Source organism: Halomonas sp. AOP7-E1-9 (assembly GCF_052376035.1).
Taxonomy (GTDB): Bacteria; Pseudomonadota; Gammaproteobacteria; order Pseudomonadales; family Halomonadaceae; genus Vreelandella; species Vreelandella citrativorans.
The window spans coordinates 36,653-52,938 of the sequence record NZ_JBQSVC010000004.1 but is presented as its reverse complement, the minus strand read 5'-3'; the positions used below and the strand labels follow the sequence as shown (position 1 = coordinate 52,938).

The window sequence follows — 16,286 nt, the reverse complement described above, 5'->3', positions numbered from 1 at the left end:
CGGGTGCGTCATGCTGCGGCAACAGGCTAATCTTTAATTGGCCTGCTGATCAGGAAGCGTTTCTCGAAAGCGCTTCACATACGCCAGCTCGATTTAAAATAATGATGCCAGCGCAGTTGTTGGAGTGGCCCTTGATAGCGTCCTTGAGACCGCTCTCTGAGAAAACCTCTTGAGACTGCGCCAGCACCCGGAAGAGAGGATTTCGCATGTCCAACAATCGTGGTGTTGTTTATATCGGCGACGGTAAAGTCGAAGTTCAGGATATCGCCTACCCGAAAATGGAAACCCCCCATGGCAAGCCCATTGATCACGGTGTCATTCTGAAAGTAGTGTCCACGAATATTTGCGGCTCCGACCAGCACATGGTACGCGGACGCACCACGGCGCCTACCGGTATGGTGCTGGGGCACGAGATCACTGGTGAGGTGATCGAAAAAGGCAAGGGCGTCGAGTTTCTAAACATTGGCGATATTGTATCCGTTCCCTTCAACGTCGCTTGCGGCCGCTGCCGCACCTGTAAAGAGGGCCACACCGGTCTTTGCCTGCATGTTAACGATGACCGAGCGGGCGGTGCCTACGGCTATGTTGATATGGGTGGCTGGGTGGGCGGTCAGGCGCACTACGTAATGGTGCCCTACGCTGACTTCAACCTGCTCAAGTTCCCGGACCGTGATCAGGCCATGAGCCAGATTCGCGATCTAACCATGTTGAGCGATATTCTTCCGACTGGTTTCCACGGCGCCTTGAAAGCGGGCGTTGGTGCGGGTTCCACCGTGTACGTAGCGGGCGCAGGCCCTGTAGGGCTGGCCGCTGCCGCCTCGGCACGCCTGTTAGGCGCAGCGGTAGTGATGATTGGCGATTTCAACAAGGATCGCCTGGAGCACGCCCGCAAGATGGGCTTTGTACCGATTGATCTAAGCAAGCATGACCGTTTGGGCGAGATGATTGCCGCAGTGGTCGGCGAGCCTAGTGTGGACAGCGCCATTGATGCGGTGGGCTTTGAAGCGATCGGGCATGGCGGTAAAGAGCAGCCGGCAGTGGTGCTTAACCAGATGATGGAAGTCACTCGCGAAGGCGGTTCTATCGGCATTCCTGGTCTATACGTAACGGAAGATCCGGGTGCGACCGAGAAAGCTGCACAAACTGGTAGCCTGAGCCTGCGCTTTGGCCAGGGTTGGGCCAAGGGGCTCTCGTTCCATACCGGCCAGACGCCGGTAGTGCAGTACAACCGCCAGCTGATGCAGGCCATTCTGCACGGGCGTTTGAACATTGCCGAGATCGTTAACGCCCAGGTGATTTCGCTGGAAGATGCGCCAGCAGGTTACGAGCAGTTCGATGCGGGCGTGGCCAGCAAGTTCGTGCTTGATCCGCATGGATTGCTTGGTGTTGCCTGATTAAGCGCTAAAAGAAGCGGGTAACCAACGCTAATAACGCTCATGGCTACGTGCCATGGGCGTTTTTTTGTGTCCGCTTAAGGCGAGTGTACGGCACAAAAAACGGATACCGAGGAGCTCAGTATCCGTTTTGGGGTTGGGCTAGTGTTGTGGATGAATGAGGGGCTACCGCGTTAGAAATCGACCACGAGGTCGCCTTTCGGTTTGCTGCAGCAGGACAGAATGTAGCCCTCTTCAATATCTTCGTCGGTGATACCGCCGTTATGCTCCATTTCCACCTCGCCAGATTTCAGCTCCACTCGGCAGGTGCCGCAGATGCCCATACCGCACGCCTTGGGAATATGCAGCCCCAGCTTGGCGGCTGCGGCGTGAACCGTTTCGCCTGCTTGTATACGTACACTTTTGCCCGACTGGGCAAATTCGATGTTGATCAGATCCTCAGGCTCTGCTAGCTCGGCTTCCACTTCGGCCTGCTCGGCAAGCTCCAGGACGTCTTCCTGAACGTCAACCGGCGTCTCGCCAAACAGCTCTTCATGGTAGTGGTCCATGTTGTAGTTGTTGGCGCGCAAAATCGCTTTGATGGCATTCATATACGGTACGGGGCCGCAACAGAAGATCTCCCGCTCAAGGAAGTCCGGTGCCATTAGCTCAAGCATGGGCTGGGTTAGAAAACCGCGGTAGCCAGCCCATGCCTCACCGATATCTTCTTTCTTCTCGCACACGATATGGAGCTTGAATTCGGGGATGCGCGAGAACATGTGCACCAGCTCGCGATGGAAAATGACATCGCGCGGGGCACGGGCGCTGTGGATGAACTCCACATCGACGTTGGCGTTGGTATCGAAGAGCCAGCGCGTCATCGACATTAGCGGTGTGATGCCTACGCCGCCTGAGAGAAGCAGTACCTTTTCGGCAGGAAAGTCGATGGAGTTGAAGTTGCCCACCGGGCCATGGACCACTAGCTCGTCGCCGACCTTTAAATTGGCATGCAGCCAGTTGGAGACCTGGCCTCCCGGCACCTGTTTGACCGTGATTGAGAAGCTGTAAGGCACAGAGGGAGAGCTTGAAATCGTATAGGAGCGCATAACGGGCTGATTATCGATTTCGAGCTCTAGTGTCACAAATTGGCCCGGCTTGAAGAAGAACATTACCGGCTGTTCAGCCATAAAGCAGAACGTGCGAACGTCCCAGGTTTCCTGAATGATCTTGACGCACCGCACATGGTGGCGGCCGTTGGTCCAGGTTTGGGTCGTGACGGGATTAAAGAAGTTCGTTGTCATCGTCGTCTCAATATGGCCGTGCTATCGCGTTGCCTTCACCGGCCCGTCCTGTCTGCACGGTCCAGCACCATTAACCTGCATTCTGGGTACGCGCTTTATGACCAGCTTGCCTGTTAGCGACACGCACTTACCTTGCGGCACCTTCTGCCTATCAAAAATCTCCGCCCACGTCGTCGCCACGCCACATAGTGTCGTGGGCAGACAATTGAAAGCAAATGGCGTGGACCACAATCCATCAACAAGTAGCAAGCGCTGCGCGCTTCACACAATCGCCAGGTTCAGCAACTTAACAACAACACAATTACGTTTGGTTAATGACTCTGTCGCCACCCTGGGTAAGGGAGGCGGTATTTAAAAGGATATCTGGTATGAACAAGACAATGGATGACACACTCAACGACCCTCTGGCTGCCATGCGTGAAGCGACGGTTGATATGCTACAGTCCCGCGCGCACGCGTTTTCTCTACCCCAACCGTTCTATAACGACGCCCGCTTGTTTGCGCTCGACATGCAGGAAGTCTTTGAAAAAGAGTGGCTATTCGCAGGGATGACCTGCGAGATCCCGGCCAAGGGCAACTTTATGACCTTGGAAATCGGTGATAATCCCGTTGTGATTGTGCGTGGCGGTGAAGGTCAGATTCATGCTTTTCATAACGTATGTCGCCATCGTGGCTCACGGCTGTGCACCAAGGACAAAGGAAAAGTCGCTAAACTGGTATGCCCCTACCATCAGTGGACTTACGAGCTTGACGGTCGCTTGCTGTTTGCCGGAAGCGACATGGGTACGGACTTCGACCTTAACCAGTTCGGGCTGAAGCCGGTTAACGTGCGCACGGCGGGGGGCTTTGTATTTATTAATCTGAGCGATAACCCGCCCGCCATCGACGACCTCCTGGAGACGCTTGAGCACTACCTTGAGCCGTACCAGATGGATAACGTCAAGGTCGCTGTAGAGTCGAGTATTATTGAGCAGGCCAACTGGAAGCTGGTCATCGAGAATAACCGCGAGTGTTATCACTGTAATGGTGCGCACCCAGAGCTTTTGAACTCGCTAATCGAGTTTGACGATACCGAAGACCCGCGCGCGACGGACAAATATAAAGACCTGGTGACCCGCAAGCAGGCCGATTGGAACGGCGAGCAGGTGCCTTGGCGGCTCAAGCGCTTTGACAAGCGTAACCGCCTGACGCGCACACCGCTACTTGATGGCGTGGTGTCCATGACCATGGATGGCAAGCCAGCGTGTAACAAGCTGATGGGCCGGTTGACCAGCCCGGACATGGGCTCGCTGCGCATTCTGCACCTGCCCAACTCCTGGAACCACTTCATGGGCGACCATGCCGTCGTGTTCCGTGTATTGCCGCTTGGCCCGCAGAAAACCATGGTCACGACCAAGTGGCTGGTGCACAAGGACGCGGTAGAGGGCGTGGATTACGACCCGGAAAACATGCGTCGCGTGTGGGACGCCACCAACGATCAGGATCGCCAGCTGGCGGAAGAGAATCAGCGCGGTATCAACTCCAAGGCCTACCAGCCCGGCCCCTATTCACCAACCTACGAGTTTGGCGTCATCGACTTTATTGATTGGTACTCCGAGCGCATGCTCAGCAATCTGGGAAGCGATAGCGTATCGCTGCAGTTGGCGCAGGGCTAACTGCACGCTGATGATGGGCTGGCCCGCTTTGGCGGGCCAGCCTGCGTCTAGCAATTGCCAATCCGTTCATCAACGCATTAATCAATCAGCTCATGCCCTTACTCAAAGGGCAGAAAACGCTCAATAGCGTGGCGTACCGAAGGCAGCAGAATGTCCTTTTGATCGATAAGCTTGCGCACCAACGTTGGCAGCTCGACAATCTCCTGCTTGCGATGGGCCTCAGCGGCGATTTGAGCACATGTATCGGGGTCGGCGTTCTCTGGAATATCGATACCCAGCGCGGTCAGCTGTGCCCGAAAATCATCACCATCAATCAGTTCGACAATCATCATGACGGCATCCTCTCTTGTGTTGGTTGTTGGTCTGTCAGTGTACCTATAAATCGGCCGGCAATAGCGCTGGCAACGCGGCAATAGCTATGCCGGGGTCGGTTTTGAATAACTGCGCAAGTGAGTATCGCCTAAAAATTTAAACGCCCTATCCGCCACCTTGGCGGTTAGCGTACAGAAAAAAATAACAATGAGGATAACCTATGGACCATGATGATCCTGTTTTGACCCCCGGTCAGGATAACAAGCAGGTGATGGGGCTGGATTTCCATAACCCCGTCTTTCCGCTCTCCGCACTCGCCATTCTGCTGTTTATTCTTTATGCGCTGATCTATTCCGATGCTGCGAATACCCAGCTTGGCCTTGCCAAGAACTGGTCGATTGAGCATTTCGACTGGCTGTTCATGATTGCGGGTAATATTTTTGTAGTGTTCTGTCTGGCGCTTATCTGTCTTCCGGTTGGGCGGATACGCTTGGGCGGAAATGATGCCAAGCCGGAATACTCGCGCACCTCCTGGTTCGCCATGCTGTTTGCGGCGGGTATGGGTATCGGGCTGATGTTCTGGAGTGTTGCTGAACCAGTGGCCTACTACACCGATTGGTACGGTACACCCTTGAATATTCCCCCAGGTACACCGGAGGGCGCTAGCGCCGCTATGGGCGCCACCATGTTTCATTGGGGGCTTCATCCATGGGCGATCTATGGCGTTGTCGCGCTATCCTTGGCTTTTTTTACCTACAATAAAGGCTTGCCGCTAACCCTGCGCTCTGCTTTTTACCCGATTTTGGGTGAGCGAACGCGCGGCTGGGCAGGCCATGCCATTGATATTCTTGCCGTATTGGCAACCATCTTTGGCTTGGCAACGTCGCTTGGCTTTGGCGCTACCCAAGCGGCTGGCGGGCTTGCCTATCTTTTCGACATACCCAATACCCTTGGAACGCAGATGGCAATCATCCTGGTGGTTACAGTGATTGCACTGTTTTCGGTATGGCGGGGAATCGACGGCGGCGTCAAGCTGTTCTCGAACATCAATATGGTGGTCGCGGCAGTGCTGCTGCTGTTTGTGGTAATCGCCGGACCGACGCTGATGATTATAACGGGAATTGGCACCACGGCAGTGGACTATGTCAGCCATATCCTGCCGCTTTCGAACTGGATTGGCCGCGATGATGACGTCTGGTATCACGGCTGGACCATCTTCTACTGGGCGTGGTGGATCTCCTGGTCGCCGTTTGTGGGGATGTTTATTGCCCGTGTATCCCGGGGGCGCACGGTACGCGAGTTCCTGATTGCGGTGCTGTTGGTGCCGACGCTGGTCACGCTGGTATGGATGAGCACCTTTGGCGGCGCGGCACTGTTTCAGGCCGAAAATAGCATGGGCGAATTAGCCAACGGCATCAGCGACGTTTCGCTTGCCATGTTCCACATGCTGGAGCTACTGCCGTTCACTGGCATCACCTCGACGCTGGCGATTGTGCTGGTGCTGGTCTTTTTCATTACCTCGGCGGATTCTGGCTCCCTCGTCATCGACAATATCACCGCGGGTGGGAAAACCGATGCGCCCAAGGGGCAGCGGGTGTTCTGGGCCGCGCTTGAAGGTGTCATCGCTGGTGTGCTGCTTTACGGTGGCGGTAGCGCGGCGCTTAGCGCGCTGCAAGCAGGCGCGGTGGCGACAGGGTTACCCTTTACGCTGGTGCTTCTGCTGATGTGTTTCAGCCTTTACAAAGGGCTTCACAAGGAGTGGCGCGAGCTCAATGCGGTGCCCAAAATAGCGCGATAGTCAGGTTTGTTGCTGTACTTTGTTGTTGCCAATAGGGGCGCCATTTCAATGGCGCCCCTATTGGTTAGCGGATATCGTGTCGTGATTCCTGCATGCGTTGCCGCTAATAGCAAAGAGTAGACAGCCAAAGCATTGCACCATGGCTAAACAATATTAATAACCTGACGGCTATTCTCATGATTTACACCATCGCAATACTGCTCAGCCTGGTGGGCTACTTTGTTATCGGGCATCTCGCCGGACGGCGCGTCAAAGGTCTGGATGATTATCTGGTTGCTGGCCGCAATGCTCCCACGTTTTTTATCCTGGGTACGCTGGTAGCAAGCTATCTCAGCACCAGCGCGTTTCTCGGTGAAACGGGTTTTGCCTATCAGGGCTATCCGTTTGTGATGCTGATCTTCGCGGCCGTCAGCACCTCGGGATGCCTGCTGGGTGCGCTGGTGTTTGGGCGTTACCTTCGGCGCAGCGGGGCACGTACCGTGCCGGAATTTTTTGGCAAGCGCTTTGCCTCGCGCCGTGTTCAGGTGATTGCCGGGCTGACCACAATTATCGGCCTTGGCGCGTATCTGTTAGGCGTTATGCAGGGCGCGGGCATCATGTTCTCTGAGCTGACCGGTATGCCGTACTGGGTCGGGTTGGTATTGGTGTGGGCAACGTATACGGGTTTTATTCTCTATTCGGGATCGCCCGGTGTCATGCTCACCGACACCATCATGTTTGTGATCTTCTCGCTGGCAGCCTTGGGCGGTTCGATCTATGTGATTCAAGATTTGGGCGGGTGGAACGGTGTGGTGGAAGGCCTGCTTACCCAAACCGACAAGCCCGGCATTGCGCTATGGCACGGCGTGCTGGAAGGGCCTGAGGCCAACTTCTCCTCGCCTGGCGAGGCGCTTACCTGGGGACTAACACTCGGCCTTGTGTGGGCAGCGGTGCTGGCGGCGAGTCCTTGGCAATCCAGCCGTTACCTGATGGCCCGCAATGAGCACGTGGTAATGCGTTCGGCCATGTTGACGGCAGTGGCGCTGGCCATCTTCTACGCATTGATGATGATGACCGGGGCGGCCATCAATCTTTACGATGCCGGGCTGGACCCGGAGCGCTCCATGATTTGGGTGGCGCTCAACGTGCTGCCAACCTGGCTTGGTGTGGTCATTCTAACGGGCGTCTTTGCGGCGGGGCTATCGTCTTGCTCGACGTTTCTGTCGATCATCGGCTTTAGCCTCTCCAACGATATCCTCTCAGCCTCGCAAGATGAGACGTCGGCCATGCGAAAAAGCCGTATTGCGGTGCTCGCTGCGGGCTTGATAGCACTGCTGCTGGCGCTGTTTCAACCGCCTGCGGTTATGTCAGTGGTATGGTTTGCCGCCACGCTATTTGCCTCTTCCTGGGGGCCGGTTGCTTTGATGAGCATCTGGAGCAAGCGGATTACCGCCGCAGGCGCGGGCTGGGGCTTGGCGGTGGGCTTTGTGGGTAACGTCGCGCTGTCGATGATGATTCAGGCCGAGTGGCTTAGCCTGCCGGTATATTTGCACCCGGTACTGCTAAGCACCTTGATGGCGCTGGTGGCGATTACGCTGGCTTCCAGGTTTACCCATGTCAGCCAGGCCGAGAAAGAGTACCAGACGTTTCTGCATACATTTGATGCTCAGGCCGTCAGTGGCTGGGTGACAGGCACCCGTGTGATTGCCCTGTGCACCATGCTTTCCGGTGGCGCCATCGGGGTATTTCTCTGGCAACAGTACGCGGTCACGTTGGCCGGGTTCGCCGAGCAGTTTAGTGTGCCTGGCAGTGCCGTGCAGGGTGGCTATATGCTGGCGGTCGGCTGCGGGAGCATGTTGCTGATGGCGGGAGCCGTAGGGTTCTGGGTAGTTCGCCCTCGCCAGCAGAGGGCTTCAACTGCGCCGGTGGCCGTGTCACCTGGCCGTTAACACGGCCTGGGCCGTGAGCCTGCGCTCAACTGTTACGCTTAACCGCTCGCCCATGGGTGAGCGGTTATCTTTTTCTGCCAACCGGGAGTCAATATCATGCAGTTAAGTGGTTATCAGCGCGGTCTGTTGATGGTGGTACTGGGGGTGGTGTTTCTCAGTTTCGACGGCCTGCTGATCCGCCTTGCCGATACCGAGGGTTGGACCATCGTCTTCTGGCGCGGCTTTTTGATGTTCTGTGTGCTGGGGCTTGCGTGTTGTCGAGGCAACCGACTGGCCACGCTACGCGTGAACCCTTTTTCATCGCTGGTTTCGGCAATACTGTTGGGGCTGATTTCGGCGCTTTTCGTACTCGCGGTGATGAACGCCAACGTAGCCAACGTGGTGGTGATCCTTAGCACTGCGCCGCTGTTCGCTGCCCTGTTTTCACGGGTGTTTCTCAAAGAGCGTGTCGCTTTGCGCACGCTGGTTGCGATCGCCGTCTGCATGCTGGGCATGAGTTTGGTCTTTATGGGCGAGGGCGCTCACGGCATGCTGGTAGGCAATCTTTATGCGCTGGCGGCGGCAGCGGCGATTGGCGGTAATTTGACGGTGCTGCGCCGCTTTCCGAGCATTGATCGCATCGTGGTGATTGCTGGTGGGGGCTTGCTTTCTGCGGCAATCGCGCTGCCTTTGGCTTCGCCGTTTGCGCTGGATGCCCCGCGCTATGGCGTCCTCGCGGTGATGGGGCTTATTCAGATGCCGCTGGCCACCGTGCTGATCAACAGCGCGACCCGCTATCTGCCGTCGACGGAAGTGGCGTTGTTCTATCTGGTTGAAACCGCGCTGGGTACGCTCTGGGTATGGTGGTTGTTGGGCGAGCAGCCCACGGCCTCAACGCTTGCGGGCGGGGCGGTGGTGATCAGCGTGCTGATGGTACATGCGGGGATTGGCCTGCATTTGGAAAGGCAGCGCCTGCGGCTATACTCGGGCTTTATGGGAAAGTAGTACGTTTGCCGCTCATGAACCTGGACTAAAAAGCCCGCCGAGAAGGCGGGCTGACAGTATCGTTATCGTGAAGCAGTGCGCCTAGCGCAGTACTCCTTCCTCCTTGAGCAGTTTGAAGATCGCTTCGGCACCCTGTTCTGGGGTGACGTCGTTAAGCGTCTGCCCACCACCACCGCCGGACTTGGCAGCGGCGGCTTTGAAACGGTCACGCGCCGATGATGACTTAACGATCTTAAGCCGCTTGGGACGCTTGCGCGCTGGCTGGAACTGCCAAGTGCTTAGTGCTTCATCAAGCTCGCTGGCCGCTTTTTGATGGGCTAACTCGCCGCGCCTGGCGGGGCCAAAGGCACTTTGGCGGGCGGCGGGAGCGCTGCTGTCCACCGTGGCAAGCGCCGGTAGACGAATGCGCAGGCGCCGCCGCTTGCCGCGCGGCAATGCTTGCAGCACCGTGATCACTCCCTGCTCGACCTTTTCTACCGCCGCTAGACCGGTAATGATCGGCCAGCCAAGCGCCTCGGCCAGTAGGTAGGGCGTTACACCCGAGGCCTCGCCGGTTTCGGCGCGAGTACCGGTCAGCACCAGCTGCGGGGCGCTGGCGCGTAACGCGTTGGCCAGCGCGGGGATTACATCGGCGTGGGGTTGCTGCTCGATCAAGCCAACAGAGTTGATACCCATGCCGAGATAGCCGCGGATGGCCTCTTCATGATCGCTATTTTGCTGGCCGGCATGTAGCAGGCTGACCGAGGCGTTTTCCAGCGTCAGGGCCATTTCTACCGCTCGGGCATCCTGGTCGGCGCGGCGTGCGCGCGCGGTCAGTGGGTGTTGGCCTACCGAAACCAGTACAGCGACGTTCAGCGCGTTGGCGGTTGATTGCTTGGCACTTTTGTTACTGACATCATGCGGCATCGCGATTCTCCTGCTGTTCAGCGCGGTACTGCTCAACCTGTGTAACAAGGGCAGCGAGTATCTGGCTGGCATCGCCGATCACTGCCAGGTCGGCACGTTTGACCATATCGCAGCCTTCATCGAGGTTGATCGCCACCACCTTCTCGCAGCTCTGAATGCCCTGAAGATGCTGGATAGCGCCGGAAATTCCTACCGCTACATAAACGCGGGCAGAGACCCAGGTGCCGGTGGCGCCCACTTGGCGGTCGCGCGGCATAAAGCCGTCATCCACCACCACCCGTGAGGCGCCTTTGGTGGCGCCGAGCACCTCGGCAGCGTGATGATAGCTATCCCAGCTTTTCACGCCATTGCCAGCAGAAAGGATAAATTCTGCTTCCGCGAGCGATACGCTGGCCGGGTCCACCGCGACTTCGCCCATGTCCTCAATGCGGCCGAGTATTTCGGGAAGCCCGTTAGAAAGTGTGATCGGCTCAGCCGCGTGGCGGGTTTCGCTGACCGGGTCGGCGCACTCGGCCAAGGCCAGTACGATACGGGGCAGGACGCGGGTAATGTCGTTTCTACCTGCCGCACCACGTGCGGTACAGCGCCAGCCGGTTGCGCTTTCAGTGTCTGCCTCGACCTGCCAGACCTGAGCGGCCGGGCGCTCGCCAAGCCTTGTGGCGAGGCGCCTGCCGAGCTCACCGCCAACGCTTGAGTCGGGTAGCAGCCAGTAGCGGGGCATCATTTCACGATCTACGCTCTGCAAGGTGGCGACGCTAAGCTCCGGCAGGTAGCCCGAGAAACGCTCGCCTTCCAAGTGTAGTAGCCGGTCAATACCCGCCTCGTCAAAGGTGGTTTCTTTATGCTCGCCAAACACCACGGCCAGTACGGCACCAGGCTGGGCCGGGTCGGCATCGGCTAGCTGGCGGGCAAGCCCTAACAGATCACGGTCGTGGGAGGAAAGGCGCCCACCAGCCATATCCGGTACGACCGCCACCATAAAGGCGGGAGTGTCGATAGTGACCGGCGTCCTCGTATCCTTGGCCTCAACGCTGCGCCCTGGCGCCTGTGCCGCCTGCTGGACGCCGCTACGATCAATGCGCCGAATGCCGTTGGGACCGATGAAGCCGACCGCATGGGGGTTGCGGCGCATCACGCCGTTAGGCCCCATCCATTCGCTGGCTACTGCGCCGCCACCCAGTTCGGCGAGCATCTCAAGATGTTGCGGGTGCAGGCGGTTGCGGGCGATCCACTCTTTTCGAGGGTCACGACGAACAAGCTCGCTCATGGCATTACCTCCAGGGTGGCGCGCGGTGATGCTGGCGCGGGCTTACTTTGGGTCGCCTTTTCGTCAGGCGTTGTGATGATCAACGCGTCGGCGACCAGTTCGGCGATATCCTTGATGTCAGCGCGGGGTTCTACCACGCCTTCAAGCATCGCAGTGCACTGTGGGCAGCCTACCGCGACCAGGTCAGCACCGGCTTCGCGAACATCTTCCATACGCATATCGGGAATCCGCTGCTTGCCAGGAATATCGGTGATCGGTGCGCCGCCACCGCCACCGCAGCAGCGCGAGCGATAGCCAGAGCGAGCCATCTCCTTAACCTCAATCCCTAGCGCCTTGAGCACCGCGCGTGGGGCTTCGTATTCACCGTTATAACGGCCCAGGTAGCAGGGGTCGTGATAAGTCACGTTGCCGCCTTTCCAGGCTTTGAACGTGAGCTTGCCGTCGGTGACGAGCTGGTTGATATAGGTGCTGTGATGGAAAACCTCATACCGGGAAGGCATGTCGGCGGTGCTGAGATCGGCGTACTCGTTTTTCAGCACGTGGAAACTGTGCGGGTCACAGGTAACGATGCGTGCGAAGCGGTACTGGCTCAACGTCTTAATGTTGCGCCGCGCCAAACTCTGGAAAGTAGCCTCATCGCCCAGACGGCGGGCGACATCGCCGCTATCACGCTCTTCATTACCCAGTACGGCGAAATCGATCTCGGCAGCACGCAGCACACTGATAAACGCGCGCAGCGTGCGCTGGTTGCGCATGTCAAACACGCCGTCGCCCAGCCACAGAAGCACCTCGGCTTCGCGCTTGTCGGCCATCAGCGGCAGATTGAGGTCTGCCGCCCAGTGCAGGCGTGAGTCAGGTTCGAAGCCGCCGGGGTTGTCGGTCGCAATCAGGTTGTCTAGCACTTCGGCGCCCTTATTGGGCGTATTACCGTGTTCCAGGGTCAGAAAGCGGCGCATATCGACGATGGCATCAACGTGCTCAATCATCATGGGGCACTCTTCAACGCAGGCGCGGCAGGTCGTGCAGGACCACAACGTTTCGGCATCCACCAATGCGCTACCCGTGCGGGCAACAATCGGGTCGTGGGGGCTGCCGCCATGCTCGCCGACCGGCTTGCCGGGGTAGGGCGAGCCTGCATAGTGGGCGTCGGTGCCGCCTGCCATGCCGACTACCATGTCCTGAATCAGCTTCTTGGGGTTGAGCGGCTGGCCGGCGGCAAAGGCCGGGCAGACGGCTTCACAGCGCCCACACTGAACGCAGGCATCAAAGCCTAACAGCTGGTTCCAGGTGAAGTCAGCCGGTACCTCAACGCCGAGCTTGGCACTTTCGTCATCCAGCGCCAACGATTTGAGCCCGGTTGAGCGGTGCTCTCCGCCAGCGCGCTTGGAAAAACGCTCGGGGCGGCGATGGAAGGCCAGGTGCAGGGCGCCGGCAAAAGCGTGTTTCATCGGCCCGCCCCAGGTCATGCCGAAGAACATCTCGCCAAGGCCCCAGGTGATGACACCGGCCAGCACCAGTGCAGCCAGCCAGCCTGCTCCGCTTTGGAAAAAGCCTTCTGGCAGAATACCGGCAGTGGGCAGCGTCACCACGAACATGCCGATGGAGAACGCCATTAGGCTCTTGGGCAGGCGCATCCACGGCCCTTTGGAAAGCCGTGAGGGTGGCGGGCTGCGCCGCTTGGCAACCACTAAACTACCCAAGAACATGCTCACCGTGGCGGCCAGCAATACCCAGGCCAAGATAGTGCTATCAAGCCCAAAGCCATGTACCACAATTGCCAGTAATGCGGCCAGCACAAAGCCGCCCGCGGTGGCCACGTGGGTATGGGAGATGAGTTTATCCCGCTCGACAACGTGGTGTAGATCCACCAGGTAGCGCCTGGGTACCTGCATCAGGCCGCGGATAATCGGTGCAGGAGAGGGCCGCCCCTGGCGCCACAGACGCACACGGCGCACAGCACCAATGGCAGCCAGTAACAGCGCAGAAAACAGCAGTATCGGTAGGAGGGTATCAAGCATGGCGTCTCTCCTCTCAGAGACACCGTAAGTACGAAATGTCATGAGCCTGATGGCCCATGACATTCAGCTTACAGCGTTAGTGGGTCAGAAGTCCTTGCATAACCGCAGCGCGTCATAAATGGCGGCATGCGTGTTGCGTGGCGCGGTGCAGTCACCCAGACGGAACAGCACGAAGCCATCGCCGCTTTCAGACAGACAGGGCTGAGGCTTGATCGCGTAGAGCGCTTCGATATCGGTCTGGCCCTTGTTACGCGACTGCTCCTTGAGGCTGTAGTAGAGGGCTTCATCCGGGCGCACGCCGTTTTCCACCACCACCTGATCCACCACCCGCTCTTCTAGCGCGCCGGAGTACTCGTTTTCAAGCACCGCCACCAGTGAGTCGCCTTCGCGATATACCTTATGCAGGGCGAGATCCGAGGTCATGATCACCTCTTTCTCGTACAGGCTGCGGTAGTAGGTCGGGAAGGTGGTGCCACCCACCGCGGCACCCGGCTTGATATCGTCGGTAACGATCTCGACCTTTGATCCCTTGTCTGCCAGGTAGTCGGCCGCTGAAACGCCGGAGAACTCGCAGATAGTGTCGTAGACCAGTACATTCTTGCCCGGCGCTACGCTGCCGCTAAGAATGTCCCAAGTGCTGACCACCAAGCTCTTGCCCAGGTCGCTGTCGTAACCCCACTCCGGTACCTGGGAGAGGAACGGCTGCCCGCCGGTGGCCAGAATTACTATATCCGGGCGCAGATCAGCAATGGTCGCTTCGTCGGCACGGGTACTCAGGCGCAGGTCGATCTCAAGGCGTGCCAGCTCCAGCTGGTACCAGCGAGTGATGCCAGCAATCTGATCGCGCTGGGGGGCTTTCGAGGCCAGGGTTATCTGACCACCGAGCTGATCCTGGGCTTCAAACAGGGTGACATCATGACCGCGCTTGGCACATACGTGTGCCGCTTCCATGCCCCCCGGGCCACCGCCCACGATGACTATCTTGCGTTTGGGGCCTTCGCTTTTCTCGACAATATGCGGCAGCCCCATGTATTCACGTGCGGTCGCGGCGTTCTGAATACACAGCACGTCGAGTCCTTGGTACTGCCGGTCGATGCAGTAGTTGGCACCCACGCACTGCTTAATCTGGTCGATCTGGCCCATCTTGATTTTGGCGATGATGTGCGGGTCGGCAATATGAGCACGGGTCATACCCACCAGGTCCACGTAGCCACCTTCAAGAATACGTTGGGCCTGATTGGGGTCCTTGATGTTCTGGGCATGGATGACCGGCACGTTGACCACTTCCTTGATGCCCGAGGCCAGGTGCAGGAAGGGCTCGGGCGGAAACGACATGTTGGGAATGACGTTGGCCAGGGTGTTGTGGGTATCACAGCCAGAGCCTATCACGCCGAAGTAGTCGATCATGCCGGTGGCGTCATGATAGGCCGCGATGCGCTTCATCTCCTCGTGGTCGAGGCCATCGGGGTGGAACTCGTCCCCGGTAATGCGCAGGCCCACCACGAAGTCATTGCCCACCTCGGCGCGCACCGCCTTGATCACTTCCATGCCAAAACGCATGCGATTTTCGAAGCTGCCGCCCCACTCATCGGTGCGCTTGTTGACGCGCGGGCTCCAGAACTGATCAATCAGGTGCTGGTGTACGGCAGAGAGCTCAACGCCGTCGAGACCGCCTTCCTTCGCCCGGCGCGCGGCCTGGGCGAAGTCACCGATAATGCGCCAGATCTCTTCTACTTCGATCGTCTTGCAGGTCGAGCGATGCACTGGCTCGCGAATGCCCGACGGCGATACCAGCGTCGACCAGTCGAAGCCATCCCAGCGTGAGCGACGGCCCATGTGGGTGATCTGGATCATGATCTTGCCGCCATGCTTGTGCACGGCATCGGCCAGGTTCTGAAAGTACGGGATGATGCGGTCGGTCGAGAGATTGACCGAACTCCACCAGCCCTGGGGGCTGTCGATGGAAACAATCGACGAGCCGCCGCAGATGCACAGGCCGCAGCCGCCCTTGGCCTTCTCTTCGTAGTATTTGACGTAGCGGTCCGTGGTCATGCCGCCGTCGGTGGCGTGCACCTCGGCGTGGGCCGTACTGACCACACGGTTACGAATGGTTTGGTTGCCGATCTGGATCGGCTTGAACAGTGCCTCAAATGCCATGGCAGCGATCCTCAGTTCTTGGGCGTGACAACAAACAGGCCGTACTCACAGCCCTTTTCGGCGCCGCTTTGGGTCTGTTCGGCAACCGTGCGCAGCGAGCTTCCACGCGCACTCAGAATCTGGTCCATGGCACCGGCAAACCAGCCGGTGAACATGTACTCGATTTTACGGTCCACTTTGCCCATCTGATACACGAAGGCGCTGTGTTCAAGGCGCACGCGGGCCGTGCCTGCATTCAGGTCAATCTCTTCAGTCACGAAGATGCCCCAGCCGCGCTGCGAAAGACGCTTCATGTAGTGCTCGAACACGTCCACGCCTTCCATACCGTGGAGTTCGGCCTCTTTTTCACACCAGTGCCAAGCGCTTTTATAGCCCGCTTGGTAGAGGATGTCGGCGTATTTTTCAGCACCCAGGGCCTCTTCAATGGCGACGTGGTTGTTGACGAAGAAGTGGCGCGGGACATACAGCATCGGCAGCGCGTCGGTTGTCCAGATACCGGTTTCGCTGTCGACGTCAATCGGGAGCTCGGGGGCGGTTTTGGTCACGGTTGTATTCCTTACACTTATATTTATTCAAAAGACATTGAG

The 16,286-nt window shown here is 58.2% G+C and carries 12 protein-coding genes; 5 read left to right on the top strand and 7 right to left on the bottom strand.

Annotation, left to right across the window (positions count from 1 at the left end):
- Positions 1 to 206 precede the first annotated feature (206 nt).
- A complete protein-coding gene (gene fdhA / locus ACT3R4_RS03760; protein WP_192526869.1) occupies positions 207 to 1,394 on the top strand; it encodes a formaldehyde dehydrogenase, glutathione-independent in 1,188 nt (395 codons plus the stop codon).
- Between the two features lie 173 nt (positions 1,395 to 1,567).
- Here fdhA and ACT3R4_RS03755 read toward each other — a convergent pair whose 3' ends face one another.
- Positions 1,568 to 2,674, bottom strand: coding sequence for a glycine betaine monooxygenase reductase subunit (locus ACT3R4_RS03755; protein ID WP_192526870.1), 1,107 nt, complete (start codon positions 2,672 to 2,674; stop codon positions 1,568 to 1,570).
- 368 nt (positions 2,675 to 3,042) lie between these two features.
- Here ACT3R4_RS03755 and ACT3R4_RS03750 point away from each other — a divergent pair, with 368 nt between their 5' ends.
- Positions 3,043 to 4,329 carry a glycine betaine monooxygenase oxygenase subunit gene (locus ACT3R4_RS03750; protein WP_193054061.1) on the top strand — a complete coding sequence of 429 codons (1,287 nt, stop codon included), beginning with the start codon at positions 3,043 to 3,045 and terminating at the stop codon, positions 4,327 to 4,329.
- A gap of 98 nt (positions 4,330 to 4,427) precedes the next feature.
- Here the strand turns inward: ACT3R4_RS03750 and ACT3R4_RS03745 are convergent, their stop codons facing one another.
- Positions 4,428 to 4,661, bottom strand: a complete 234-nt coding sequence (locus tag ACT3R4_RS03745; protein ID WP_193054060.1) for a hypothetical protein — start codon at positions 4,659 to 4,661, stop codon at positions 4,428 to 4,430.
- A 200-nt stretch (positions 4,662 to 4,861) separates the two neighbouring features.
- Between ACT3R4_RS03745 and ACT3R4_RS03740 the strand changes: the two genes are divergently transcribed.
- From ACT3R4_RS03740 to ACT3R4_RS03730, 3 genes are all read left to right on the top strand, one after another.
- Positions 4,862 to 6,439, top strand: a complete 1,578-nt coding sequence (locus ACT3R4_RS03740; protein WP_193054059.1) for a BCCT family transporter — start codon at positions 4,862 to 4,864, stop codon at positions 6,437 to 6,439.
- A 176-nt stretch (positions 6,440 to 6,615) separates the two neighbouring features.
- Complete coding sequence (locus ACT3R4_RS03735) at positions 6,616 to 8,367, top strand: sodium:solute symporter family protein (RefSeq protein WP_193054058.1); 1,752 nt, start codon at positions 6,616 to 6,618, stop codon at positions 8,365 to 8,367.
- Between the two features lie 96 nt (positions 8,368 to 8,463).
- Entirely contained in the window at positions 8,464 to 9,351 is an 888-nt protein-coding gene (locus ACT3R4_RS03730; RefSeq protein ID WP_193054057.1) for a DMT family transporter, read from the top strand.
- A gap of 81 nt (positions 9,352 to 9,432) precedes the next feature.
- Here the strand turns inward: ACT3R4_RS03730 and etfB are convergent, their stop codons facing one another.
- The 5 genes from etfB to ACT3R4_RS03705 all read right to left on the bottom strand — a co-directional run bounded on the left by etfB (position 9,433) and on the right by ACT3R4_RS03705 (position 16,244).
- Positions 9,433 to 10,257 (bottom strand): electron transfer flavoprotein subunit beta, encoded by an 825-nt coding sequence (gene etfB / locus ACT3R4_RS03725; protein WP_192526875.1) that lies wholly within the window; start codon positions 10,255 to 10,257, stop codon positions 9,433 to 9,435.
- The gene (gene etfA / locus ACT3R4_RS03720; RefSeq protein WP_193054056.1) at positions 10,247 to 11,524 is read right to left on the bottom strand and encodes an electron transfer flavoprotein subunit alpha; all 1,278 of its coding nucleotides are present in this window, start codon (positions 11,522 to 11,524) and stop codon (positions 10,247 to 10,249) included. Before etfA ends, etfB begins: the two co-directional genes overlap by 11 nt.
- Positions 11,521 to 13,542, bottom strand: a complete 2,022-nt coding sequence (locus ACT3R4_RS03715; protein ID WP_193054055.1) for a (Fe-S)-binding protein — start codon at positions 13,540 to 13,542, stop codon at positions 11,521 to 11,523. Before ACT3R4_RS03715 ends, etfA begins: the two co-directional genes overlap by 4 nt.
- 84 nt (positions 13,543 to 13,626) lie before the next feature.
- Positions 13,627 to 15,699: a dimethylglycine demethylation protein DgcA gene (gene dgcA, locus ACT3R4_RS03710; RefSeq protein WP_193056986.1), complete on the bottom strand. Its 2,073-nt coding sequence runs from the start codon at positions 15,697 to 15,699 to the stop codon at positions 13,627 to 13,629.
- An 11-nt stretch (positions 15,700 to 15,710) separates the two neighbouring features.
- Positions 15,711 to 16,244, bottom strand: coding sequence for a DUF5943 domain-containing protein (locus ACT3R4_RS03705; protein ID WP_192526879.1), 534 nt, complete (start codon positions 16,242 to 16,244; stop codon positions 15,711 to 15,713).
- Positions 16,245 to 16,286 lie beyond the last annotated feature (42 nt).